This window comes from Agromyces sp. SYSU T00194, assembly GCF_040496035.1.
Classification (GTDB): domain Bacteria; phylum Actinomycetota; class Actinomycetes; order Actinomycetales; family Microbacteriaceae; genus Agromyces; species Agromyces chitinivorans.
Genome location: NZ_JBEPJZ010000001.1, coordinates 2,151,531 through 2,175,959 on the forward strand (window position 1 = coordinate 2,151,531; position 24,429 = coordinate 2,175,959).

19 protein-coding genes and 1 tRNA gene are annotated in these 24,429 nt (G+C 72.4%); 14 read left to right on the top strand and 6 right to left on the bottom strand.

Going from position 1 to position 24,429, the window contains the following annotated elements:
* Window positions 1–13: 13 nt before the first annotated feature.
* Entirely contained in the window at window positions 14–646 is a 633-nt protein-coding gene (locus tag ABZK10_RS09940; RefSeq protein ID WP_353809029.1) for a MerR family transcriptional regulator, read from the bottom strand.
* A gap of 142 nt (window positions 647–788) precedes the next feature.
* Here ABZK10_RS09940 and ABZK10_RS09945 point away from each other — a divergent pair, with 142 nt between their 5' ends.
* The 7 genes from ABZK10_RS09945 (at window position 789) to ABZK10_RS09975 (ending at window position 9,141) form a co-directional block, all read left to right on the top strand.
* Window positions 789–2,267: a malate:quinone oxidoreductase gene (locus ABZK10_RS09945; RefSeq protein ID WP_353809030.1), complete on the top strand. Its 1,479-nt coding sequence runs from the start codon at window positions 789–791 to the stop codon at window positions 2,265–2,267.
* A 50-nt stretch (window positions 2,268–2,317) separates the two neighbouring features.
* Window positions 2,318–3,373, top strand: coding sequence for an Rv2578c family radical SAM protein (locus ABZK10_RS09950; protein ID WP_353809031.1), 1,056 nt, complete (start codon window positions 2,318–2,320; stop codon window positions 3,371–3,373).
* A 66-nt stretch (window positions 3,374–3,439) separates the two neighbouring features.
* Window positions 3,440–5,401 (top strand): hypothetical protein, encoded by a 1,962-nt coding sequence (locus ABZK10_RS09955; protein ID WP_353809032.1) that lies wholly within the window; start codon window positions 3,440–3,442, stop codon window positions 5,399–5,401.
* Window positions 5,402–5,493: 92 nt separating this feature from the next.
* Window positions 5,494–6,657, top strand: coding sequence for a sensor histidine kinase (locus ABZK10_RS09960; protein WP_353809033.1), 1,164 nt, complete (start codon window positions 5,494–5,496; stop codon window positions 6,655–6,657).
* Window positions 6,654–7,802 carry a hypothetical protein gene (locus tag ABZK10_RS09965; protein ID WP_353809034.1) on the top strand — a complete coding sequence of 383 codons (1,149 nt, stop codon included), beginning with the start codon at window positions 6,654–6,656 and terminating at the stop codon, window positions 7,800–7,802. The genes ABZK10_RS09960 and ABZK10_RS09965 overlap by 4 nt, the downstream gene beginning before the upstream one ends.
* On the top strand, window positions 7,792–8,529 hold the full coding sequence (locus ABZK10_RS09970) for a helix-turn-helix transcriptional regulator (protein ID WP_353809035.1): 738 nt from the start codon (window positions 7,792–7,794) through the stop codon (window positions 8,527–8,529). The genes ABZK10_RS09965 and ABZK10_RS09970 overlap by 11 nt, the downstream gene beginning before the upstream one ends.
* A complete protein-coding gene (locus ABZK10_RS09975; RefSeq protein WP_353809036.1) occupies window positions 8,530–9,141 on the top strand; it encodes a thymidine kinase in 612 nt (203 codons plus the stop codon).
* 3 nt (window positions 9,142–9,144) lie between these two features.
* Here ABZK10_RS09975 and ABZK10_RS09980 read toward each other — a convergent pair whose 3' ends face one another.
* A complete protein-coding gene (locus ABZK10_RS09980) occupies window positions 9,145–12,009 on the bottom strand; it encodes a hypothetical protein (protein WP_353809037.1) in 2,865 nt (954 codons plus the stop codon).
* Window positions 12,010–12,153: 144 nt separating this feature from the next.
* Here ABZK10_RS09980 and ABZK10_RS09985 point away from each other — a divergent pair, with 144 nt between their 5' ends.
* The 4 genes from ABZK10_RS09985 to ABZK10_RS10000 all read left to right on the top strand — a co-directional run bounded on the left by ABZK10_RS09985 (window position 12,154) and on the right by ABZK10_RS10000 (window position 17,387).
* Window positions 12,154–13,236: a DUF418 domain-containing protein gene (locus ABZK10_RS09985; RefSeq protein WP_353809038.1), complete on the top strand. Its 1,083-nt coding sequence runs from the start codon at window positions 12,154–12,156 to the stop codon at window positions 13,234–13,236.
* A 62-nt stretch (window positions 13,237–13,298) separates the two neighbouring features.
* Complete coding sequence (locus tag ABZK10_RS09990; RefSeq protein ID WP_353809039.1) at window positions 13,299–14,597, top strand: UDP-glucose dehydrogenase family protein; 1,299 nt, start codon at window positions 13,299–13,301, stop codon at window positions 14,595–14,597.
* 192 nt (window positions 14,598–14,789) lie between these two features.
* Entirely contained in the window at window positions 14,790–16,244 is a 1,455-nt protein-coding gene (locus ABZK10_RS09995) for a sugar transferase (protein ID WP_353809040.1), read from the top strand.
* A 93-nt stretch (window positions 16,245–16,337) separates the two neighbouring features.
* Window positions 16,338–17,387 carry an LCP family protein gene (locus tag ABZK10_RS10000; protein WP_353809041.1) on the top strand — a complete coding sequence of 350 codons (1,050 nt, stop codon included), beginning with the start codon at window positions 16,338–16,340 and terminating at the stop codon, window positions 17,385–17,387.
* Between the two features lie 12 nt (window positions 17,388–17,399).
* Here the strand turns inward: ABZK10_RS10000 and ABZK10_RS10005 are convergent, their stop codons facing one another.
* On the bottom strand, window positions 17,400–17,882 hold the full coding sequence (locus ABZK10_RS10005) for a VanZ family protein (RefSeq protein WP_353809042.1): 483 nt from the start codon (window positions 17,880–17,882) through the stop codon (window positions 17,400–17,402).
* Window positions 17,883–17,908: 26 nt separating this feature from the next.
* On the opposite strand from ABZK10_RS10005, the gene ABZK10_RS10010 reads away from it, so the two are divergent.
* The gene (locus tag ABZK10_RS10010) at window positions 17,909–19,765 is read left to right on the top strand and encodes a glycoside hydrolase family 15 protein (RefSeq protein ID WP_353809650.1); all 1,857 of its coding nucleotides are present in this window, start codon (window positions 17,909–17,911) and stop codon (window positions 19,763–19,765) included.
* Window positions 19,766–19,821: 56 nt separating this feature from the next.
* Here ABZK10_RS10010 and ABZK10_RS10015 read toward each other — a convergent pair.
* From ABZK10_RS10015 to ABZK10_RS10025, 3 genes are all read right to left on the bottom strand, one after another.
* A tRNA-Pro gene (locus ABZK10_RS10015) sits at window positions 19,822–19,898 on the bottom strand.
* Window positions 19,899–19,967: 69 nt separating this feature from the next.
* A complete protein-coding gene (locus ABZK10_RS10020; protein WP_353809043.1) occupies window positions 19,968–20,948 on the bottom strand; it encodes a metallophosphoesterase in 981 nt (326 codons plus the stop codon).
* Entirely contained in the window at window positions 20,945–23,566 is a 2,622-nt protein-coding gene (locus ABZK10_RS10025; RefSeq protein ID WP_353809044.1) for a transglycosylase domain-containing protein, read from the bottom strand. The genes ABZK10_RS10020 and ABZK10_RS10025 overlap by 4 nt, the downstream gene beginning before the upstream one ends.
* A 79-nt stretch (window positions 23,567–23,645) precedes the next feature.
* Between ABZK10_RS10025 and sp36 the strand changes: the two genes are divergently transcribed.
* Entirely contained in the window at window positions 23,646–23,873 is a 228-nt protein-coding gene (gene sp36 / locus ABZK10_RS10030; RefSeq protein ID WP_353809045.1) for a Sp36 family protein, read from the top strand.
* Window positions 23,870–24,343, top strand: coding sequence for a RidA family protein (locus tag ABZK10_RS10035; protein WP_353809046.1), 474 nt, complete (start codon window positions 23,870–23,872; stop codon window positions 24,341–24,343). The genes sp36 and ABZK10_RS10035 overlap by 4 nt, the downstream gene beginning before the upstream one ends.
* Window positions 24,344–24,429 lie beyond the last annotated feature (86 nt).

Below are 24,429 nucleotides of genomic sequence, written 5' to 3' on the forward strand. Positions count from 1 at the left end.
CCGTCGCCCCGACTCAGTCGGCCGGCGCCTCGCCGCCCAGCGTGCGCCGCGCCACGTCGTGGTGCGCGAGCCGGCGCAGCGCGAGCAGCACCGGTTCGTAGAGGGCGGTGCCGACCACGGTGTACTCGACGGCGGCCGCGGGGTCGCCCACGGGCATCCGCCCGATGTCGAACGCCGCCATCTCGTGCACCGAGGCGCCGTAGGCGTCGAGCCGGTCGTCGCTCATCGGCAGTCCCGCCGACTCGGCGGCCGCGAGCGAGGCCTCGAGCTGGGCCACCGCCGCGTAGTCGGGGTCGTACGCCCAGCCGAGCCGCGCGATGGCCGCGTGCGCGCGGGGGTACGGGTCGGCCGCGTCGGCCGCTTCGTCGACCGACGGCGGCAGGGCCTCGATCGCGCGCCCCAGCGTCGCGAAGAGGTCGGGACCGGGCTCGTCGACGAGCTGCAGGATGACGCGGGCCTGCGCCGTCGAGAGGCCGACCGAGCCGGTGAGCGCCCGGATCAGCCGGACGCGCCGCTCGTGCGTCGCGTCGTAGTCGGCCTGGGTCGCCCCGCGCGCGGCACCGGGGTGCAGCAGCCCCTGCCTGAGGTAGAACTTGAGCGTCGCGACCGGCACGCCGGTCGCTGCGGCGAGTTCCGAGATGCGCATCGGCGCGGCCTTCCCTCGATCGGTGGATACTGCGACTATCCAACCACGTGGGGCATCCGCGGCGTGGCGGGCGGCGCGCGCGTCCCCAGCCGCATCCGCTCACGATTCGGGCCCCGCGCGCCCGCTCACTAGACTGTCCGTCGTGCAATCCGAGGAGACCGTCGACGTCGTGCTGATCGGCGGGGGCATCATGAGCGCCACCCTCGCGACCCTCATCCGGGAGCTGCAGCCCGACTGGTCGGTCGTCGTGCTCGAGCGCTTGGGCCAGGTCGCCGAGGAGAGCTCGAACCCCTGGAACAACGCCGGCACCGGCCACGCCGCCCTGTGCGAGCTGAACTACATGCCCGAGCAGGCCGACGGAACCGTCGACCCGGCCAAGGCCATCAGCATCAACGAGCAGTTCCAGGTCAGCCGCCAGCTCTGGGCGCACCTGGTCACCACCGGCGCGCTGCCCGACCCGTCGAAGTTCATCAACCCGACCCCGCACATGACGTTCGTGCGCGGCGCCGAGAACGTCGAGTACCTCCGCCGACGCTACGAGGTGCTGAAGGACGAGCCGCTCTTCGCCGGCATCGAGTTCACCGACGACATCGACGTCATCGCCGAGTGGGCGCCGCTGCTCGCCAAGAAGCGCAACCGCCGGCAGAAGGTCGCCGCGACCCGCATCGCCTCGGGCACCGACGTCGACTTCGGCGAGCTGACCAAGCTGCTCTTCGGCTACGTCGAGACGCACGGCGCCCGGGTGCGCACGAACCACGAGGTCACCGGCATCCGTCGCCGCAAGGACGGCGGCTGGCGGCTCAAGGTGCGTCACACGGTCGGCAACACCCCGAGCACCATCAACGCGAAGTTCGTCTTCGTCGGCGCGGGCGGCGGCGCGCTGCCCCTGCTGCAGCGGTCGGGCATCCCCGAGATCCGCGGCTACGGCGGCTTCCCGATCTCGGGCCAGTTCCTGCGCACGCGCAACCCGAAGATCGTCGCCCAGCACCACGCGAAGGTGTACGGCAAGGCCGCCGTCGGCGCACCGCCGATGTCGGTGCCGCACCTCGACACGCGCGTGGTCGACGGCGAGGCATCCGTCATGTTCGGCCCCTATGCCGGGTTCACGCCCAAGTTCCTGAAGCGCTCGACCTGGTTCGACCTGCCGTTCTCGGTGCGCTGGCACAACCTCGGCACGATGCTGCAGGTCGCGTTCCGCAACTTCGACCTCGTGAAGTACCTGGTCGGCGAGCTGCTGGCGAACCGCGAGGCGAAGATGGACGCGCTGCGCGTGTTCATGCCGACGGCGAAGACGGGCGACTGGGAGCTCATCACGGCCGGCCAGCGCGTGCAGGTCATGAAGCACGATCCCGAGAAGGGCGGCGTGCTGCAGTTCGGCACCGAGGTCATCACGGGCGGCGACGGCACGATCGCGGGGCTGCTGGGCGCCTCGCCGGGTGCCTCGACCGCGGCGCCGATCATGTTCGACGTGCTGAAGCGCTGCTTCCCCGACCTCTGGGACGCGTGGGAGCCCCGCATCCTCGTCATGGTGCCGAGCTTCGGCAGCCGCCTGTCGGACGACCCGAAGAAGGCGGCCACCTCGCTCGCGCGCACCGCGAAGGCGCTGAAGCTGCCCGCGTAGCGCGGCGCGCCGCACTGGCGCATCGTTCGAACATGTGTTCGAATGTCGGCATGCGGTGGAACGGGCAGGAACTGGGCGTCGACGACGCGTCCGCCCTGCCCGGCCTCGGCCGGCTCGACGGACTCGTCCGCACGGTGCAGACGCCCGAGTTCCAGGGCATCACCTTCCACGAGGTGCTCGCGAGGTCGGCCCTGAACCAGGTGCCGGGGCCGAGCCGCATGCCGTTCGGCTGGACCATCAACCCCTACCGCGGCTGCAGCCATGCATGCAATTACTGCTTCGCCCGGCCGACGCACGAGTACCTCGACCTCGATGGCGGGGACGACTTCGACCGTCAGATCGTGGTCAAGGTCAACGTCGGCGACGTGCTGCGCCGGGAGCTCGGGCGCGCGGGGTGGCAGCGGCATCCGGTCGCCCTCGGCACCAACACCGACCCGTACCAGCGTGCGGAGGGCCGCTACGCGCTCATGCCGCGCATCATCGACGAGCTCGCCGCGAGCCGCACGCCGTTCAGCGTGCTCACCAAGGGCACGCTGCTGCGGCGCGACCTCGACCGGCTGGCGGATGCCTCGCGGCACGTGCCCGTCGACCTCGCCATGTCCATCGCCATCTACGACGACGAACTGCAGCAGTCGGTCGAGCACGGCACGCCGAGCGCCCCCGCGCGGCTCGCGACCGTGCGCGCCGTGCGCGAGGCGGGCCTCGACTGCGGCGTGTTCCTGATGCCGATCCTGCCGTACCTCACCGACACCCGTGCGCACCTCGACGAGGCGCTGCGGCGCATCCGCGAGGCGGGGGCCACGAGCGTCCTCCACACGGCGCTGCGCCTGAAGCCGGGCGTGAAGGAGTGGTACCTGCAGTGGCTCGGCCGGGAGCATCCCGAGCTGCTGCCGAAGTACCGGGCGATGTACCCGGGGCGCGCGGCCGACGCCCCGAAGGAGTACCGCCGATGGCTGGCGGCACGCATCCGGCCGCTCGTGCGGGCCCATGGCCTCGCCGCGGGGGAGGAGAGCCCGGTCACCGGGGGCCCGGCGCATAGTACCCCCGAGCGCACCCTGTGGGAACCCGATGTGCCTTCGGGTTCACTTCCGCCTACGCTGTTCTGAACCCACCCGAAGCGGGCGGATGCTCCCCCAGGGCGCCGACCGCACCCCGAACCCGACCGGAACCGAATGCCCCCTCGCGTCCCGGCGGCCGAACCCGTGTTCGCGCGCGCCGTCAGCTCGGCCTCGCTCGCCGCCTCCGCCGCGTGCGTGGCGGCCATCACCGTCATCGCGGTGCTGTCGGTCGTGTTCCGATCGGGCGAGTGGGCGCTCGTCGCCGTCGCAGCCGTCGGGTGGTTCCTCGGTCTCGGCGTCGCGGTCGCCCTCGTGGCCCTCCGGCCGAGCGCGCTGCACCGCGTCGTCCTGCTGGTCGTCGGGACCACGGTCGTGTACGCCGCCACCGACGCGGTCATGACCCTCGACGCCGCGATGGCCGACACGAACACGCTCCGGACGGCACTGCCGGGAACGGCCATGCTGCTCGCCGTCGGTGCGACCCGGCGCTCGATCGCGTCGATCGCCTGGACGACCGCCGGCTACCTCGCCACCGGCGGCGCGACGCTCGTCGCAGCCCACCTCGGCGGATTCGCCTTCCACGTGAACGTCGGGACCACCGCCGTCTTCGTGCTCGTCGTCGCGCTCCGGCTCGTCCAGCGCGTCGCGGCACGCCGACGGCCCGAGGGGGCGGTGCTCCGGCGCGAGCGCGCGGAGCAGGCGCTGACGCGGGTGTACGAGCGGTCGCAGGCACGCCTCGCCGCGATCGCCGCGGCCACGCCGGGCCGGCTTCCCCGCACCGCCCGTGCGCGCATCGCCGAGGACGCCGCACTGCTCGTGCGCACGGACGCCGCACCGAGCGCTGCCGCCGCCGACCCGGCAGGCGGGCGAGTCGCCTGGTGGGCGCTGTGCGGGGGAGGCGTCGTCGCGCTGGTCGTGGCGACGACGACCATCATCGGGCACCGCGACGAGATGCGGCTCCCGGGCGCCGCGGCACTCGCCGCGGTCCTCCTCGCCGCCGCCTGGACGGTCGCGATCGAGTCCGCGGCGCGGCGGCGCTCGCCGATGCCCGGCGACCGCTACGGCCTCGCCGTCGCGCTCGCGATCGCGGCGGCCCTCGCCGAGAACGTGAGCACCCAGGGTGCGAACACGCTGCTCTACGACGACTTCGGCCCGGCGCTGGCCGCACTGCTGATCGTGCTGCTCGCCCCGTTCGCCAGCTGGCGCACGGCCGCGGCCGTCGGGGCCGCGGCGGTGATCGCCACCGGGGCCATCGCCGCCGGCGCAGCGGCCTTCGTGCCGATCGCGGCTCCCGTGCTCACGTTCGCGGTCGTGTCCGCGACGCCGGTCGCAGTCGCCGTCTCCGCCGCCGTCGGCTTCTCGGCCACGTTCGCGCACTTCGTCACCCGTCGTGATCGCACGACCGTCGCCACCGAGTTCGCGCGTCGTCGCGCCGCCCATGCCGACCGTCCCGTCGCGGTGGCGGCACCCGGTGCGGGGCACGACGGCGCCGCGGCGGAGTGCGTCGATCGCATCGAGCTGCTCGACGCCGAGGTGCTGCCGTTCCTGCGCGCCGTCGCGACGTCCGGCCGCCTGCGGTCGGAGGACATCGCGATCGCGCGCCGGCTGGGTGCGCGCCTGCGCGTGGCATCCGCCTGCCGCACCGACGCGACCTGGCTCGACGACCTCGCGCGGCTCGAGTCCGGACACGCGATCCGGGTCCGGGTCGATGACCCCGCGGGAATCGCCGACCGGCTCGACGCGACGCAGCGGGACTGCCTGGCCTCGCTCATCGAGGCGGTGGCACGCCAGTCGCGGCGCGGATCGGTCGAGGTCCGCCTCGACGCACCCGAGCCCGGTGAGTGGAAGCTCGCCGTGCAGGCGCCGCCGCCCGCCGCGGGTGCGGCCCCCCGCCTGCTCGACACCATGGTGCAGGCGCTGCGGGCCGTGTTCGATCGTGCCGCCCTCATCTCCGATCCGGATGCCGTGCGCGTCGTGCTGCGTCACCGCGACCCGCCCCAGCGGCCCACGGCCCCGGCCCCGCGATCCGACACGGATGCATCGGCATTGGCGCCCGTCGCGGCGCAACTGCGATAATCGGCGGACGCGGTCGCCGATCCGGCGGCGACCCACCGATGCCGTAGGCCGCAGCTGCACGCGACGTACGGCCCACCCGAGAAGGCTGCCCCATGTCCATCGGCGTACCGCGCGAACAGGTCGCGGAGGTCTTCGGGCGGTCGCTGACGGTCAGCATGCTGTGGGGCGCCTGGGCGGCGATCGCGATGGCGTTCTCGCTCTCGGCAGCGACGGCGCTGGTCGAGGGCACGTCGGCCGCCTGGATCGGATTCGCCCTCGTGACCACGACGACGCTGACGCTGGCGGCGGTGTCGTGGCGTCCCTCGGTCTGGGCGAGCCTGCTCCACCTCCTGGCCGGCGCCGGCGCCACCTACGGCATCGCGGTGCTGGTGCTCGTCGAGTACCCGGTCGAGGGATTCGCGAGGACCGCGCTCGTCGCCGTGCCGTGGATCGTGATCGTCCTCACGGCGTCGCCGCGTCCGCGCTCGTCCGTCGCGATCTGGTGGGCGACCGCCGGGTACGCGGCCGGCTCCGTCGCGATCATCGTCGCGCTGGGGGTCGTCGACCTCCCCTGGGAACTGAACGTCCCCGCCACGGTGGCGTTCGTCCTCGTCTTCGTCGTGCGCGCCTACGACGCGTGGAACCTCCGATCCGGTCGACGCGAGGCGGCCGGCCTGCACCGTGCACAGCGCCGGGTGCGCGAGATCGAGATCCGTCGCGAGTTCGAGGAGCGTGCGACTGCGCGACTGCACGACACCGCCCTGAACCACCTGCTCGCGATCGGAGGGCGCGGCTCGGGCCCGCTCGACCACGCACTGCGCGCGGCGATCCTGCACGACCTCGACCTGATCGTGGGGCGCGACTGGAGCGAGGAGAGCCGTGCCGAGGACCCCTCGGTGCTCGAGTCCGCGGTGTCGGTCGCGCGTCGACGGGGACTCGAGGTGCGCGTCTCGGGCACGCCCGAGGTGCTCGAGCGGCTGGACCCGGAGGTCACGGCGGCGCTCCGCGACGCCGTCACCCAGTGCCTCGTGAACGTCGCCGACCACTCCGGAGCCGACCGGGCCGAGGTCTCGGTCGCGACCGACGGGGACGAGCTGACCGTGGCGGTCGTCGACGACGGGGCCGGCTTCGACCCGGGATCCGTCCCGCCGGACCGCCTCGGACTGCGCACCTCGGTGCGCGGCAGGATCGAGCAGGTCGGCGGCGAGGTGCGCCTCTGGTCGACTCCCGGCGTCGGGACGACGGTCCTGCTCGCCGTGCCCGAGGCGGACGCGTGACGGGCGAGCGGCTGCGCCTCACGCAGCAGGCGGTCGACCCCGTCGCATCGGTCGCGACGTGGCTGCTCGCCGTCCTGCACGGCATGCTCGCGGCCGCGGGCATGATCGCCGTCATGGTGATGCACGCCGACGAGGTCGTCGCGCCCGTGCTCGGCACGATGGCGATCGGGTTCGCCGTGGCCGCGGCCGCCGCCGTCGCCGTCTGGACGTCGCCGCGCCTGGCGCCGATGACGAACGAGCGACTGTGGGTCGTCACCGCCCTCGCCCTCGGCGCCGCCATCTCGGAGAGCGCCAGCACCGCCGGCGCGAACTCCCTCCTCTCCGACGACGTGGGCCCGATCGTGGTCGGGCTCATGCTCGTCGCGCTGGCGCCGTACTGCACCTGGCAGTCGCTCCTCACGGCGTGCGGCGTGTCCGCCGGCATCCTCGGGATCCTGACGATCGAGACGGCGCAGTACTCGCTCGTCGATGCGCCCGCCGTGTCGTTCGTCGCGGTCGCCGCGTTCCCGGTGCTCGTGCTCGGCGCCGCCGCCGCGGGGTACTCGCGCACGGTCGTGCGCGAGGTGCTCGCATTCGACCGGGCGGCCGCGGTCGCCGTGCTGGCCCGGGACCGGGAGCTTCGCGCGGGCATCGCACGATCGGTCCAGCAGAACCGCGTGACGCTGCTCGGCCGGGACGTGCTGCCGCTGCTGGCCGACGTGACGCGCACCGGCACGGTCGCGCCCGCGCAGGCCGACCGGGCGCGCGAGCTCGCGCACCAGTTGCGGATCGCGCTCGTCGCCGGGGCGGACGCCACCTGGCTCGACGACCTCGTGCGGTTCGAGCAGGGCCGGGGTGCGACCCGCATCACGCTCGACGACCCGCACGGCGCGGCGGGCCGACTGCCCGAGGCGCAGCGCGCGACCGTCGCCGCCGTCGTCTCCTGGGTCTGCGGTGGGCGCGTGACGAGCGAGGCGCTCGAGATCCGGGTGCACGACGAGGCGCCCGGGTGCCTCATCACGCTGACCGCCACCGGGGTGCCCGTCCGCACCGGCGTGCGGGCCGAGGTCGAGAACTTCGTCGGGGTGGTCCGGATGAGCTTCGCGCACGCCGCGCTCCGCGTCGGGGACGACTCCATCCACGTGGAGCTCGCACATGCGGGCTGATCACCCCGCCGACCGCGGCGCGCACCGCAGCACCCTGGCCGTGCTGGACGACCACCAGGTCGTGCTCGACGGCCTCGTCTCCTGGGTGGAGGCCAACGCCCCCGACCTCGTCGTCGCGGTGCGTGCGACCACGTGGCTGGAGCTCGTGCGGTCACCGCGATTCCCGGTCGAGCTGGTGCTCATGGACTACCAGCTCGCCGAGCCCGTGTCGATCGAGTCGCGCGTGCGGACCTGCCGTGCGGCGGGAGCAGCGGTCGTGGTCGTCAGCGCCCTCGACTCGCGCGAGGCGCGCACCCGTGCGATCGACGCGGGCGCGGCGGCCTTCATCCCGAAGTCGCAGCCCGGCACGCGCGTGCTCGCGGTCGTCCGCCGGGTGCTCGCACGCCTGTCGTCCGGGGCGGTCGGCACGGCCGACCGGGACCGCGTGACCGAGGACGGCGTCGTCACCTACGCGCACTGGATGGGCGTGTCCGAGGTGGAGGCCGCGTCGGCCCTCGAGGCATCCGGTGCGCCCGCACCTTCGCTCAGCGCAGCCGAGCTCACCGCGCTCCGACTGTACGTCGGCGGACGGACCACCGCCGACGTCGCCGACGAGATGGGCGTCAGCTATGAGACCGTGAAGACGTACCTGCGGCGAGTGCGCGAGAAGTACGCGCGCCTGGGCCGCTCCGCGAGTCGCAAGGGCGACCTCACCCGCCGTGCGGCGGAGGACGGATTCCTCGAGTAGATGGCGAAGCTCTACTTCCGATACGGCGCGATGAACTCGGGCAAGAGCACCGCGCTCCTGCAGGCGGCGTTCAACTACGAGGAGCGCGGACAGCGCGTGCTGCTCGCCAAGCCCGCCGTGGACACCAAGGGCGCCGAGCACATCGTGTCCCGGCTCGGCGTCACGCGCGAGGTCGACTTCGTGTTCGCACCGGGCGACGACGCGCTCGCCGCGTTCCGGCGGCATCGCGCGGCGGTCGTCGCCGCCGACGGGCAGGACGTCAGCTGCCTCCTGGTCGACGAGGCCCAGTTCCTCTCGCCGCGCCAGGTGAACGACCTCCTCCGGGTCGCGCTCGTCGAGGGCGTCCCCGTCCTGGCGTACGGCATCCGCACCGACTTCCAGACGACGGCGTTCCCGGGCAGTCGACGGCTGCTCGAGGTGGCCCACAGCCTCGAGGAGCTGAAGACCATCTGCCGGTGCGGTCGCAAGGCGATCTTCAACGGACGACTGGTCGACGGGCGCTACGTGTTCGACGGGGACCAGGTCGCCATCGACGGCGTCGAGGTGACGTACGAGTCGCTCTGCGGCGCCTGCTACCTGCAGGAGTCCGGCGGGGCGCTCGACGGTTCCTGACGCTCACCGCGCGCGGTCGTCGCGGCCGGACGTCCCCCGGGCCTCCGGCGGCTGGAGCGCGGCGACGAGCTCGTCCCGGGCGTGCAGGTACTGCCGGGTGGCCAGGTAGTCGTTGTGCTTCGCCACGCCCCAGATGTAGCGGTCCGGTGCGCTCTCCGTGGCGCCCAGGTCGATCGGGTTGCCGGCCGCGTTGTAGCTGAAGGCGGGGAAGCCCAGGTAGTCCGTCCGCCGCCACAGGCTCCGCCAGCGCGGGGGAGTGGCGGGGTCGCCGTCGTACCCGAGCACGCTCGCCAGCGTCTCGTCGGCCCGGTCGGCCGCGAACGGATCGACCCCGCGGCGGCGCCGGTCCGGGAAGACCTCCGGCCACTCCAGCCGCACCTGCGACCACCAGGGGTCCGCCTTGCGCAGCGAGGGTGCGCGGCACCCGGGGACGCCGAGCACCTGGTGCCCGAGCACGGAGGGGAAGAACCGGCTGAAGTAGGCCCGCAGCTGCGTGCCGTACGAGAGCAGCCCGACCCGGTCGGCCGCGCACGCCGCGTCGTCGCCGCGCACGAGGTGCGGCAGCGACCGCGTCGTGCGCTCGTTGGAGAGCGCGAGCACCGATGCCGCGGCGATCACCGTTCCCATCGAGTGCGCCGAGATGACCACGCCCGTCGGAGCCAGCTCCGGACGCCGCAGCCACGTGCAGGTGCGGGCGGTGAGCTCCGGCACGGCGCGCTCGCCGTAGCAGGGCGGTGCGAACGGATGTCCCGCCCTCGGGAAGAAGCACATGATGTCCCAGAGCAGCGCGAGGGGGCGCTCGGTGTGGGACGCGGCACGCGCGGCGACCGCGCCGACCGCGGCGATCGCGACCGCGGCCAGGATCGCCACCGCGGCGTCTCGGATCCCGACCCGGACGTGGTCGGCGGGCACGACGCTCCGGAGCAGCTCGAATCCGAGGCTCGAGGTGAGCGGCAGGAACCCGACGGCCGCGAGCGCCGCGACGAGTCCGAGCACCCCCTCGCCACGATGCACGATGGTCGCCGACGTGCGGGCGCCGACGATGCGTCGCGCTCGGCCCACCACGGCGTCGCCGTCCTCGCGCGCCGCGTAGTCCGGAGCCGGGTCGGTGATGCCGAGGAGGTTCGCGTCCGAGGTCGCGTCCTCGACGTCGTCGTCCGCGAGGGGCGGCACGGTGAACTGCGTGCGCCGGGTCACCGCGCGCAGCGCGGAGACGCCGCCGACCACCAGCACGAGCACGGCGATGGCCGCGATGACCACGCTGTAGCGCTCGTACGCGTCGGGCGCGTCGAGCGGGGTCGCCCCGGGCGCCGGGGGCGTGCGCCAGATGAAGCGCGTCTCACCCGCATCGGTGGAGGTGCCGAGCCATGCGCTCACCCCGAGCACGAGCAGGCTCGAGATGACCATCGACGTGAGCAGCGCGAGCAGCATGCCGACTGCGGGGCCGGTCCCCGCCCAGGCGACGAACCGGGTGTCGGTTCGCCGACCGCGGCCCCAGACGACCAGGAAGAACCCGACGACGCAGGCGACCCCGGCGCCCAGCAGCGCCCAGTCGAGGCGGATGCCGGCGACGGCCACGTCCTCGGGCACGAGTTCGCTCGCCAGCAGGAGGAGCAGCGCTCCGGGCAGCAGCGTGAACGAGACCGCCCTCGGCACCCCGCGGACCCATCCGGCGCCCGCGTACGCGACGCCGAGCGCGACCACGGCGAGCGCGTTCGGCGTCGCGACCAGGCCCAGGAAGGGAGCGCCGTCCGGGCCCGTGCCGTCGCGCGTCGAGGTGGTGGCGAGCATGCCCGCGACGTAGGTCAGGTACGCGACGATCGCGACGGCGAGGATCAGCGTCGCCCACCTGCGGTTCGACGCGGCGCGCCGCGGGGTCCGCGGACTCGTCGCGAGCCAGACGAACACCGCCGAGGCGACGAGGATCACGCCGCCGACGAGGATCACGCTCGGGAAGAGCGGTCCCGAGGCGGTGACCGCCTCCCAGCAGATGCCGTCGCACGCGTCGGGATCGCCGTCGAGTGCCGCATCCCAGCCGAGGAGCAGGAGCACGAGGCCGATCGAGGCCGCGAAGTGGAGCTGCTCGCTGGTCGCGGTCACCCGGGCCATCGACCAGAATCCGCGGGTGGCGAGCAGCGGGCGGCGCCGGGCGTCCGACATGAACGTGCTGCTGAACTCCGCGACGTTCGACTCGTAGTTCACGCGCCCGCGGCGCGCGATGAGGTAGATCAGCGTCATCGCCGCGATCGGCGCCAGGCTGAAGAGGGCCGCGCGCGCGGTGCGGTCCAGGCCGAGCAGGCCGTCGAACAACGCGGGCAGCGCCGCGCACACGCGGTCCCCGCGGAAGCACTGCGCGGCGATGAGGTCGACCGCCACGGACATGAACGCGGTCACGTAGATCAGGGTCAGCGTGAGCGCGAAGATGCGGAGCGTCGCCGCGCCGCGTCCGGCCGTCCAGCCCTGGTGGTCCGCGCGGTCGGGGAGCGGGATGCGGCGCGTCCAGTAGGCGATGTTGGTGAGGCCGAACGGGAGCAGGAACAGCCAGCCCAGGTGCACGAAGACCCGGCCGACGACCGCGAGCGCCGTGCCGCCGGTGCGCGCGAGGCTGCCCCACGAGTACGCCTCGGTGGAGGCGATGCCGGTCGCCGGGTCGATCGTCTCGTTGTCGTCGTCCTTCCGGCTCCAGAAGGATCCGAGGTCGTCGCCGAGACGGCGGGTGATCTCCTCGGGCTCCGACTCCAGCATGACCGCGGGCGGTGCGTTCGCGATGCCGTGCACGCGGATCTCGAGCACGTGCGCCGGTCGTCCTGCGCCGGTCGCCGTCGCCGCACTGCCCGGCGTCGCGTCGTCGGTGGCCTCGTCCTGCATCCGGAACACCCCCCATCGCTCGGGCGGGCGCGCGTGGCGTCCGGGGCCAGTCTCGTGCGCGCCGGTGGTCGCTCGGAACCGTGCAGGCCCGGATCGGGGGCTCCGCGTGGGCGCGGAGGCGGGCACCGTGCGACGATGGCTCGCATGACCGGTCCCGACGTGCGCACGCGCACGTCGGCCGAGCGGTTCCGGCTCGGTCGCCGGATCGTCGGCGTCGACGCCGCGCGCGGACTCGCCCTGGTCGGCATGTTCGTCGCGCACCTGGCGCCCGACCCGCCCGAGGGCACGGTCGGCGCGGTCGCGCTGTCGCTCGCCGACGAGCGTCCCCGGCTGCTCTTCGCCCTCACCGCCGGCATCGGCCTGGGGCTGCTGACGGGCGGCGCCGTGCCGGCCGGGGCCGACCAGCGGGCGGAACTGCGTCGGCAGGTCGCCGTGCGCGCCGTGCTCCTGCTGCTGCTCGGCCTCGCGCTGGCCACGTTCCTCCGCCCGCTCGCCTCGGTCATCCTGGACGAGTACGGCATCGCCTTCCTGCTGCTCCTGCCGCTGCTCTTCCTGCCGCGAGGCGTGCTGCTCGGCATCGGCGCGGGCCTGCTCGCGCTCGCGCCGGGGGCCGCGGTCGCGCTCGCCGCGACCGACGCGGTCGGCGACGCCCGCGGCGGCGCCTGGCGGCTCGTCGTGGACTGGTTCGTCGCCGGTGCGTACCCGGTGCCGGTCTGGGTCGGGGTGATGCTCATCGGCGTCGCGATCGCGCGGGCCGACCTGCTGCGTCCGGCGACGGCGTCGGCGATGGCGCTCGCCGGGTCGGCGGCCGCCGTCACCTGCGTGCCCGCCGCGGCGTGGGTCCGCGACGTGGGGGCTCCGGCCGACGCGGCCGTCGCCGAGTCGCTCGCCGCGATCGGCAACGTGGGCGTCGGCCTGGTCGTCACGGCTGCGCTCGTCGGTGCCACGCAGTGGGGAGGGGAGCGGATGCGGCGCGCATCGCGGATCACGCTCGCGCCGTTCACGGCGATGGGCGCGATGCCGCTCACCGTCTACACCGCCCACATCGTCGTCGTCTCGCAGGCGATCCGGGTCGAGGACGGCGCCCTCGCCGACGATTCCTGGCCGCTGCTGGTGCTGACCGTCGCCGGATCGATGCTGTTCGCCCTCGCCTGGGGACGCTGGGTCGGGCGGGGGCCCCTGGAGGCGCTGTTCCGCCTGCTCAGCGGTCGCGATCGCACGGCCTGAGCGCGCGCGTGTGCGCCGCGCGTCCGCGTGGGAGAGAATTGAACCCGCTCTTGAGGAGGAACATGAGAATCTCGGTGATCGGCTGCGGCTACCTCGGCGCCGTGCACGCGTCCGCGATGGCGGAGCTCGGACACGACGTGATCGGCATCGACGTCGACGAGGGGAAGATCGCACGACTCGCCGCGGGCGATCCGCCGTTCTACGAGCCGGGCCTGCCCGAGATCCTGACCTCGGCGGCGCAGAGCGGACGCTTGCGGTTCAGCACCGACTTCTCGGAGGCTGCCGACGCCGACGTGCACTTCATCGCGGTCGGCACCCCGCAGACGGCGGGCGGCTATGCCGCGGACCTGACCTACGTGCACGCCGCGGTCGACAGCCTGATGCCCCACCTGAAGCCGGGTGCACTGGTGGCGGGCAAGAGCACGGTGCCGGTGGGCACCGCGGCCGAGCTCGCCGAGAAGCTCGCCGCAGGCAGCGAGGCGAGCCTGGCCTGGAACCCCGAGTTCCTCCGCGAGGGCTTCGCCGTCGAGGACACGATCCGGCCCGACCGGCTCGTCTACGGCGTCGCCGACCAGCGCGCGGCCGACCTGCTCGACGAGGTGTACGCGCAGGCGCTCGGCGCGGGGACGCCGAGGATCATCACGGACTACGCCACGGCGGAGCTCGTCAAGGTCTCCGCGAACGCGTTCCTGGCCACCAAGATCAGCTTCATCAACGCGATGGCCGAGATCGCCGAGTCGACGGGCGCCGACGTGACCGCGCTCGCGGATGCGATCGGGCACGACGCGCGGATCGGCCGACGATTCCTGAACGCCGGCGTGGGCTTCGGCGGCGGGTGCCTGCCGAAGGACATCCGCGCCTTCAGCGCGCGCGCCGAGGAGCTCGGCCGCGGCCAGTCGGTCGCATTCCTCAAGGAGGTCGACGCGATCAACCTGCGGCGCCGTCAGCGCGTCGTCGACCTGGCGGTGGGTGCGCTCGACGGGGAGATCCACCACTCCAAGATCGCCGTGCTGGGGGTGACCTTCAAGCCGGACTCGGACGACGTCCGCGACTCCCCGGCGCTCGACGTGGCCGTGCAGCTCAAGGGGCTCGGCGCCCGGGTCGTCGCGACCGACCCGCAGGGGATCGAGAACGCCCGGGCGCGGCACCCGCAGCTCGAGTACGCCGTGTCGACCGACGACGCGCTCCGTGATGCCGACCTCGTGGTGCTGGTCACCGAGTGGACCCAGTACCGCGAGCTGGACCCGGTCGCGGTCGCCGGGCTCGTGGCGACGCCGACGGTGATCGACGGGCGCAACGTGCTGTCGCCGGAGGCCTGGCGCGCCGCCGGGTTCGCCTACCACGGCATGGGTCGTCCCTGACCGGGCGCCGGGCGCCGTAACGATCCGGGCCCGATCACCCCAGAACGGGGGGCATTGTAGTGCGTGGCGCGCGCCCGCATGCCACGATTGCAGGACCCGCGTGTTCGAAAGGTCGAGCACGATCCTCGACCGACCATCCCCTGCGTCGGAGGCACGCACGCGGGTTCGGGCGGGAACGGGAGGAGCCGGCGCGTGACGACGACCAACCAGCGGTCTCGGGCGGCCAGCCGCCTCGAGCGCTGGCAGCGTGACTACGCGGCCCGCCTGTTCGCCACCGACCTCGTCGTCATCGTCGTGGCCGTCTTCGGCTCGCAGCTGCTGCGCTTCGGCGAGAACGCCGCGGCCCAGCGCGTGGCCGAGCAGGAGATCAGCTACACGCTGGTGTCGATCCTGCTCATCGTCGTGTGGATGGTCTCGCTGGACCTCTTCTCCACCCGCGACCACACCGTCATCGGCGCCGGCGCGGCCGAGTACCGACGCCTGGTCGACGCGACGATCCGCGTCTTCGGCGTCCTGGCGATCGTCGCCTACCTGCTCCAGTCGCAGCTCGGTCGCGGATACGTGCTGATCGCGTTGCCGGGCGGCGTGCTGCTGCTCATCGCCAGCCGGTGGTGCTGGCGCCAGTGGCTGGTGCGCCAGCGCGCACGGGGCGCGTACAGCCGCCGGGTGCTGCTCGTCGGCGAGCGCGCGAAGTCCGTCCACGTCGCCGAGCAGATGGGGCGGGCGCCGACCGGCGGCTTCCGCATCGTCGGGGCGGTGACCGACCACGGCTCGGTCGACCAGGACCTCGTCCGGGGCGTCCCGGTGCTGGGCGACTTCCCGCGCGTGCTGGAGGCGCTCGAGGAGGCGGACGCGGACACGGTCATCTACGCCGGTTCCGACCTCGTGCGACCCGATCAGCTGCGGGAACTCGGATGGGACCTCGAGGAGCGGGAGGTGAGCCTCGTCATGGCGCCCGCGCTGGTCGACGTCGCGGGGCCCCGCATCCACGCCACCCCGGTCGCGGGCCTGCCGCTCATCCACGTGGACTACCCGAGGTTCATCGGGCGCAAGTACGCGACCAAGCGGGTGTTCGACATCGCGGTCTCGTCCGTCGCGCTCCTGGTGCTGAGCCCGGTGTTCCTCGTGATCGCCCTGCTGGTGCGACGCGACAGCGCCGGGCCCGCGTTCTTCGCCCAGGAGCGGGTCGGCCTGAACGGCGGCACGTTCCACATGCTGAAGTTCCGCTCGATGGTCGTCGACGCCGAGGGCCAGCTCCCCGGCCTCCTCGACAAGTCCGACGGCAACGACGTCCTCTTCAAGCTGCGCGCCGACCCCCGGGTCACGCGCGTCGGCGCGGTGCTGCGCCGATACAGCCTCGACGAACTGCCGCAGCTGGTCAACGTGCTCCGCGGGGAGATGTCCCTGGTCGGGCCGCGCCCGCCGCTCCCGCGTGAGGTCGAGCGCTACGGTCGCGCGGCCGAACGGCGGCTGCTCGTCCGCCCGGGCATCACCGGGCTCTGGCAGGTCAGCGGCCGCTCCGACCTGTCGTGGTCGGACAGCCTGCGTCTCGACCTCTTCTACGTCGAGAACTGGTCGCTGACCGGCGACATCATCGTGCTCATGCGCACGGTGCGTGCGGTGGCGAGCTCCCGCGGCGCGTACTGACCCGCGAGTCCGGAAACACGCACCCCGAACAGGGGATCCGTTCTCGGTGGATACTCGGCTGTGAGGTCCCCCGTGCGGGATACGATTGCGCTCGTGTCACTGAATCTCGACGAGTCCGAGGTCGCTCCTCGCAAGCGCACCGGGCTGCGCGTCACGCTCATCACGCTCGGGGCGATCCTCGGCGTGATCGCGATCGGCATCGCCGTCGTCGCGATCTTCATCGGCACCATCGCGCGCACCTGGGACGAGGAGACCGCGAAGCTGCTCGAGGAGGACACCTTCCCCGAGGAGAGCCTCCGCCCGCCCGTGATCGAGGACGGCGACGCCGCCAACGCGGTCAACATCCTGCTGCTCGGATCGGACACGCGCGACGCCGTCGGCGACGACATCACCGACCTGCCCGGCGGCCAGCGCTCCGACACGATCATGGTCGTCAACATCTCGGGCGACCGCGAGCACGTCACCGTCATGTCGATCCTGCGCGACAGCTGGGTCGAGATCCCCGGCCACGGCACCGCGAAGATCAACGCGGCGCTCTCCTACGGCGGCGTCCCGCTGGCCGTGCAGGTCATCGAGGGCCTCATCGACGCGCGCATCGACCAGGTCGCCATCGTCGACGCCGAGAGCTTCAAGGGCCTCACCGACGCGCTCGGCGGGGTCGACCTCAACAACCCGATCGCGTTCCAGAGCACCCACATCGACCACTTCTTCCCGCAGGGGATGCAGCACCTCGACGGCGAGCTCGCGATGGCCTATGCCCGGGAGCGCAAGGCGTACGCCGACGGCGACTACCAGCGCGTGCGCAACCAGCAGCTGTTCATCAGTTCCGTGATGGACACGGCACTGAGCGCCGACACCGCACTGAACCCCGGTCGCGTCGCCGACATCGTGAGCGCCGTCTCGCCGTTCATCACGGTGAGTGAGGGGCTGAACGCCGCGTACGTGGGCGGGCTCGCGCTCGAGATGACCTCGATCCGCAAGGACGACATCACGTTCTTCACGATGCCCACGTCGGGCATCGGGGTCTCCGCCGACGGGCAGTCGATCGTGATCGTCGACGAGTCGCGCATCCCCGAGATGCAGGAGGCGTGGGCCGAGGACGAGGTGAACGAGTTCGCGAACCTCGTGAAGTCCGGCGGCTGATCGGGCCGTCGCTCAGGCGCCCGTGACGCGTGCCGCCGTCGCGCGCCGTGCCTCCCGGTGGTCGAGGGCCATGGCCAGCACGCAGCCGAGCAGCACCCCGATGGTGTTCGAGATCACGTCGCGCAGGTCCGCAGTGCGCTCGGGGAGGAACCGTTCCTGCAGCGCCTCCGCCGTGATGCTGAGCGAGGTGCCGACCGCGAGCGTGAGTGCGGCGCGCGCCCACCGCGCTCGTCGCACCCCGGGGACCCGGCCGGTGAACGCGTAGCCGAACAGTCCGAGCGGCAGGAACAGCAGCACGTTCGACGTGAACTCGATGAGGATGTACGTGTAGCGCGAGGCGATGCCGATGCTGCCCATCGCGTCGAGCACGAGCACGAAGCGCGTGCCCCGCTCGCCGTCGATCGGGTACGGATAGCCGAGCGTCAGGCCGAGCAGTGCGAAGTAGGCCACGACCAGCACGGCCGTGAGCCACGGGCGCCGGCGGAACCATCCCACCCGCACAGCCTAGGTGGCGACGACGGATCCGGGAAGCGCCCGGGGGCGCCGGCGGGGCGCACGTCGGCGGATGGCACGATGGGGGGATGGCACGACCCATCGAGGACTACGCACTGATCGGCGACTGCCACACCGCCGCCCTCCTCGCGAGCGACGGGAGCATCGACTGGCTCTGCCTGCCGAGGTTCGACTCGGCGTCGGTGTTCGGCGCGCTCCTCGGCGACGAGGAGCACGGCATGTGGCGTGTCGCGCCCGCAGGGGCGGCCACGTCGACCACCCGCGCGTACCGTGACGACACCTTCGCGGTGACCACCCGCTGGGAGACCGAACGCGGGGCGGTGGACGTGATCGACGTGATGCCGCGCGGCGACCGGCGCGCCGACGTCATCCGGCGCGTCCGGGGGGTGCGGGGCACGGTGGACATGGTCGAGGACCTGCGCATCCGGTTCGACTACGCCGCCGCGCTGCCGTGGATGCGGCAGGTGGGCACCGAGGAGCGACCGGCGCTCCTGGCGGTCGCCGGGCCGGACGCGATCATCGTGCGCGGACCGCAGCTGGTGGCATCCGACCACCGCCACCTGGCGCACTTCACGGTCGCCGAGGGCGAGACCGTCGACATCGTGCTCACCTGGTACCCCGCCTACCGTGAGCCGCCGCCCGCGATCGACGTCGACCGGCGGCTGGAGGAGGACCACGAGTGGTGGCGCGCCTGGGCGTCCGCGTGCATCGAACCGGGTGCCTACGACGACGCGGTGCATCGCTCGCTGCTCGTGCTGCGCGCGCTCACGCACGAGGACACCGGCGGCATCGTCGCGGCCGCGACGACCAGCCTGCCGGAGCGGTTCGGCGGCTCGCGCAACTGGGACTACCGGTACGTGTGGCTGCGCGACGCCGCGCTGACCCTCGAGTCGCTGTTGCTGCACGGCTACGACGAGGAGGCGCTCGAGTGGCGCAACTGGCTCCTGCGTGCGATCGCGGGGGACCCGGGCGACGTGCAGATCATGTACGGGCTCTCCGGAGAGCGGCGCCTCATGGAGTACACGCTGGACGTGCTGCCGGGCTACGACGGCGCGGCGCCGGTGCGGATCGGCAACGCGGCGTACGCGCAGGTCCAGACCGACGTGTTCGGGGAGGTGCTGGTCGCGCTCGACCGCGCCCGTGCGGCGGGCGTGGGGGAGGACCGATCGTCCTGGTCGCTCCAGGTGGCCCTGCTGGGCTTCGTCGCGCGCACGTGGCGGCAGGCCGACCGGGGCATCTGGGAGATCCGGGGGGCCGAGCGGCACTTCACCCACTCGCGCGTCATGGTCTGGGCGGCGTTCGACCGGGGTATCCGCGGGGCCGAGCGGTACGGGCTCGACGCCCCGGTCGAGGAGTGGCGTCGGATCCGCGCGGAGATCCGCGAGGAGGTCGAGCGCACCGGGTACCGAGCGGACCTCGGCTGGTTCGTCCAGCACGACGCGACCGACGAGGTGGACGCCTCGCTGCTGCAGCTGCCCCAGGTCGGATTCGTGCGCCCCGACGATCCCCGGATGCTCCGCACGGTCGCCCGCATCGAGGAGACGCTGCTGCACCACGGCCTGCCCCTGCGGTACCGCACCGGCTCCGGCGTCGACGGACTGGACGGCGAGGAGAACCCGTTCCTCGCGTGCGCGTTCTGGCTGGTGGAGCAGTACGCCAGGTCGGGGCGCGTCGAGGACGCCGTACGGCTCATGGACCGCTTGGTCGGGTTCGCGAACGACGTGGGGCTGCTGTCGGAGCAGTACGACCCGGTCGCGCGCCGGCACGCGGGCAACACCCCGCAGGCGCTGTCGCACCTGGCCCTCGTGCGCGCCGCCGACGCGATCGCGAAGTCGCGTGCGGGCGAGGACATGGACGATCGCTGACCCGTGGTCGCGGAGACGACGAGACCCCCTCCGCGGAGGGGGTCTCGTGCACCTGGTGGTCGGGGTGACAGGATTTGAACCTGCGACCTCTTCGTCCCGAACGAAGCGCGCTACCAAGCTGCGCCACACCCCGGTGGCCCGAAGGCCTCAACAAGGATAGCCGATAATCCGAGTGCTGCTGACCACCCGGCGACCGGCCCTGCTAGGGGGCCGGCACCAGCGTGAGCAGCGTCGCCTCGGGCGGGCACGCGAAGCGCACGGGTGCGGTGATGGCCGTTCCGAGGCCGGCCGACACGTTCAGGTACGCCGTGTGCAGCCCGTGGCCCCACAGGCTCAGCCCACGCGCCTGCGAGCGCGGGATGTCGCAGTTGGTCACCAGTGCCCCGTAGCCGGGCACGCGCACCTGGCCGCCGTGGGTGTGCCCGGCGAGGATGAGCTGGGCGCCGTGGTTCACGAAGGAGCCGAGCACGCGCCGGTACGGTGCGTGGGTGACCCCGATGGTGACGGTCGGGCGGTCGGGACCGCCTGCGTCGTCGTCAGACCACGAGTCGTCGCCCCACGGGTCGCCCTCGCGCAGCTCGTCGATCGCGGCGGTGATGAGGTCGAGCCGGTCGTAGCCCTTGTGCGCGTCGTCGACGCCGAAGAACTCCAGGTGCGTGCCGCGGAGCTGCATGGCTGCGGCCGCGTTGTCGAGGTCGATCCAGCCGAGCTCGTCGAAGAAGGCGTGCAGCGCGTCGATGTCGAGCCGTGCGGCGTTCGGCCCGCCGACCTTCGACGGCCCGGCGAAGTAGCGGAACGGGTTCTTCAGCGTCGGGCCGAAGTAGTCGTTCGAGCCGTTGACGAAGACGCCGGGGATGCCCGCGAAGGGCTCGAGCGCGCGCCGGACTCCCTCGAGTCCCCGCTCATGGCCGAGGTTGTCGCCGGTGTCGACGACCAGGTCGGGCTGCAGTTCGGCGAGGCTGCGCACCCACTCCTGCTTGTCGCGCTGCCAGGGCGCCATGTGCAGGTCGGAGAGGTGCAGCACGCGCAGCGGTTCCGCGCCGTCGGGGAGCACCGGCACGGTGACCTCGCGCAGCGTCCACCGCGTGCGCTCCACGAGGGAGCCCCACGCGAGGGCCGCGAGGCCGACCGCACCGACGAGCGTCAGTGCGGTCGAAGCCCCGCGGTGCCCGGCTCGAGTCACCCGCCGCCGCCGCTGTTGCCGTTGGTCCCGCCGCCGTCGCCGCCGCCGTCACCGGGGCCGGGGTCCACGAATCGGCCGATCACGATGGTGACGCGCGAGCCCTGTCGGGCGTTCTCGCCGGCGCCGGGGTCCTGCGAGATCACGACGCCGTCCTGGGTCGGATCGGTGACGTCCTCCTCGCGCACCCGCACGTTATAGCCGCTGAGCTGGTCACGCGCGGCCTGCTCGGTCATCCCGACGACGTTCGGCACGTTGGCGACCTTGCCGTTCGAGGTGTTCACGGTGATGACCGTGCCGCGGCCGGCCTGGCCCTCGGGGCTGATGCTCGAGACGGTGCCCTTCGGCTGGCTCGAGTCCTCCTCGCTGCCCTCCTGGTACACGAAGCCGGCCTCCTCGAGTGCGGTCTGCGCCGCCTCGGGGCTCAGCCCGATGACATCCGGAATGTCGACCAGCACCTGCTTGAAGTACTCGGGGTTCGCCTCGGGGAACGCGTCGCCGCCGTACTTCGCGTCGGCCACCGTCATGATGTCCTTCCACATGCGGTGACGCGCGGTCGCGGCGGGACCGGAGTCCCAGTAGATGTTGCGCAGCGCGACCTGCCTGCCGGGAGGAGCGGTGACGTGGCCGACCCAGACGGCGGTGGCGACCTTCGTGCTGGCGCCGTTCATCCAGGTGTCCTTGGAGTCGTCGGTCGTACCCGTCTTGCCGATGTGGGGCACGCCCGAGTACGTGTTCGACGCGACCGCGGTGCCGCCGCCGGCGAAGGTCTGCTGCATCGCGTACTGCATGGCTGCGGCGACGTCCTCGGTGACCGACTGGGTGCAGTCGGGCTCGGGGACGTAGACGTCGTCGCCGGCCGAGTCGCGCACCAGGTGGATCGGGTTCGGGGCGCAGGTGAGGCCGTTGTTGGCGATGCCCGCGTAGGCGGCCGCCATCGTGATCGGCGCGATCTCCTGCGTGCCCAGCACGTCCGAGGGGTTCATCTGGAGCGCGTTGCCGTCGGCGCGGTGGATGCCGAACGCCTGGGCGGTCTCCTTGATGCCGCAGAGGTCGAGCTGCTGCGCCATCGCGACGAAGCTGGTGTTGACCGACCACTTCACGGCGTCGACGGCGTTGGTCGCCACGCGACCGTCGTCGTTCTTCGGGTCGAACGAGCCGACGAAGTTGCCGTCGCACGTGTTCGTGAAGTTGGTGAACACCCGACGCTGGCCGTTGAACGACTCCAGCAGCGAGTGGCCCTCGTTCAGCCACTCTGCGAGGGTGAACACCTTGTACGTCGATCCGGGCTGGAACCCGCTCGAGCCGCCGTACGCGTAGTCGGTGTTGTAGTTCACCGCGGAGTACTGGGCGCCCTTCGCAAGCACGTCCGGATCGTTGGAGAAGGTCTTGTTCTGCGTCATCGCGAGCACGCGGCCGGTGCCCGGCTCGACGCTCACGGCGGTCGATCCGACGTCGAATCGCGCGTCCACCGACGGCACGTTCGCCTTCATCGTCGCCACGGAGGCCTTCTGGAGGTCCATGTCGATCGTGGTGTAGATGTCCAGGCCGCCCTTCTGGAGCAGCTGGAGGCCCTCGTTGACGTCCTCGGTCTCGGGGTCGTCGAGCTTGTTCTTGATCTCCCAGGTGACGTAGTCGCAGAAGTACCCGAGGTCGCCGGCCGACTGGCAGCCCGTGCTGGGCTCGGTGATCTTCGGTTCGACGGGCGTCGCGACCGCCTCGTCGTACTCCTCCTGGGTGATCTTCTTGTACTCGAGCATCTCGCCGAGAATGTAGTTGCGGCGCTCCATGTTGGCCGCATAGGGCACGGCCTCGCCGTCGGCGTTCACCGTGTCCTTGCCGTTGGTCTCGCTGTCGGGGTAGTCGAGGCGGAACTTCTCGGGGTTGTTGACGATCGCGATCAGGCTCGCCGCCTGTGCGAGCGAGAGGTCGGCCGCACTCTTGTCGAAGTAGTACTTCGACGCCGACTCGACACCGTACTGGCGCCCGCCGAAGTGCGCGATGTTGAGGTACCCGAGGAGGATGTCGTCCTTCGAGTTCTGCTTCTCCAGGGTGATCGCGTAGCGCATCTCCTTGAGCTTGCGCTCCGGGGTGGTCGCGGTCGCCTCGGCGTAGGCCGCCTGTTCCTCCTCGGCGGTGGTCGCCTCGGCGATGCCCTGCTGGATCAGCACGTTCTTCACGTACTGCTGCGTGATCGAGGAACCGCCCTGGACGTCGCGGTTCAGCACGTAGGTGCTGACGGCACCGCGAATGGTGCCCTGGAGGTCGACGCCGCCGTGCTCGTAGAACCGGGGGTCCTCACCCGAGATCGCGGCGTCCTTGATGTACTGGCTGATGTTGTCCCAGGAGACTTCCTCGCGGTTCTGGTCGAAGAACGAGGCGATCTCCTTCCAGTTGTCCCCATCCTTGGCGTAGATGGTGGACTTCTGCGACAGGTCGTCGATCTCGAGGTAGCCGGGGAGGTTCTCGAACATGCTGATGCTGCTGTTCGCGGCCATGCCGGTCACGGCGAGTGCGGGGGTCACCGTGGCGGTCACGAGCACACCGGCGAGGGCGCTCAGGCCGAGGATGCCGAGCAGGCCTCCGGCAGCCCCGCTCAGGGTACGTTTTTCGGCAGACATATAGTGGAGCCTAGCGCCGGAGGCTGGCAAACCGCTCCACCGGCGCCCGCCTCCGCCAGACCTGCGACGAAGGAGCCAGATGCCCGCCTGGGAGTACGTGACGACCCCCCTGCTGATCCACAACACGGCAGCGATCCTGAACAACTGGGGACGCGATGGATGGGAGCTCGTGCAGATCGTCTCCGGGCCCGAGGGCGGGCTCGTCGCCTACCTCAAGCGCCCCGTCGGCGGCGGCGACTCGCAGGCCGCGTCCGCCGGCGCCGCCGCAGCCGCCGAGGCCGCGAAGCAGTTCGAGGGCGAGCAGTGACCGGTTCGGTCGCCGCGCGCCTCGCCGAGCTCGGCCTCGAGCTCCCCGCCGTCGCCGCGCCGGTGGCCGCGTACGTGCCGGCCGTCGTGAGCGGCAACCTCGCGTTCACCTCGGGGCAGCTCCCGTTCGTCGCCGGTGCGCTGCCGGAGACCGGCAAGGTGGGCCTGGGCGAGGGCCTGGTCGACCCGGATGCCGCGAAGGGCTACGCCCGCACCTGCATCCTGAACGCGCTCGCCGCCGCCGAGTCCGTCATCGGCTCGCTCGACCGCGTGACGCGCGTCGTGAAGGTCACCGGCTTCGTGGCATCCGACCCGTCGTTCACCGGCCAGCCCGGCGTGATCAACGGCGCGTCCGAGCTGCTGGGCGAGGTCTTCGGCGATGCCGGCCGCCACGCGCGCTCGGCCGTCGGCGTGCCCGTGCTGCCGCTCGACTCGCCGGTCGAGGTCGAGCTCGTCGTCGAGTTCGCGTAGGCGACGACCGCGCCCCTCGGGAACGCGGACGACGACCGCGCCCCTCGGGAACGCGGGGGAGGGGCGGACGCCGGCGCGCGGCATCC

Excerpts from the sequence above, each read along its gene's own strand:
- ABZK10_RS09940 (WP_353809029.1), bottom strand. The coding sequence starts at position 646 with ATGCGCATCTCGGAACTCGCCGCAGCGACCGGCGTGCCGGTCGCGACG.
- ABZK10_RS09950 (WP_353809031.1), top strand. The coding sequence starts at position 2,318 with ATGCGGTGGAACGGGCAGGAACTGGGCGTCGACGACGCGTCCGCCCTG.
- ABZK10_RS09955 (WP_353809032.1), top strand. The coding sequence starts at position 3,440 with ATGCCCCCTCGCGTCCCGGCGGCCGAACCCGTGTTCGCGCGCGCCGTC.
- ABZK10_RS09960 (WP_353809033.1), top strand. The coding sequence starts at position 5,494 with ATGTCCATCGGCGTACCGCGCGAACAGGTCGCGGAGGTCTTCGGGCGG.
- ABZK10_RS09970 (WP_353809035.1), top strand. The coding sequence starts at position 7,792 with ATGCGGGCTGATCACCCCGCCGACCGCGGCGCGCACCGCAGCACCCTG.
- ABZK10_RS09975 (WP_353809036.1), top strand. The coding sequence starts at position 8,530 with ATGGCGAAGCTCTACTTCCGATACGGCGCGATGAACTCGGGCAAGAGC.
- ABZK10_RS09980 (WP_353809037.1), bottom strand. The coding sequence starts at position 12,009 with ATGCAGGACGAGGCCACCGACGACGCGACGCCGGGCAGTGCGGCGACG.
- ABZK10_RS09985 (WP_353809038.1), top strand. The coding sequence starts at position 12,154 with ATGACCGGTCCCGACGTGCGCACGCGCACGTCGGCCGAGCGGTTCCGG.
- ABZK10_RS09990 (WP_353809039.1), top strand. The coding sequence starts at position 13,299 with ATGAGAATCTCGGTGATCGGCTGCGGCTACCTCGGCGCCGTGCACGCG.
- ABZK10_RS10025 (WP_353809044.1), bottom strand. The coding sequence starts at position 23,566 with ATGTCTGCCGAAAAACGTACCCTGAGCGGGGCTGCCGGAGGCCTGCTC.
- sp36 (WP_353809045.1), top strand. The coding sequence starts at position 23,646 with ATGCCCGCCTGGGAGTACGTGACGACCCCCCTGCTGATCCACAACACG.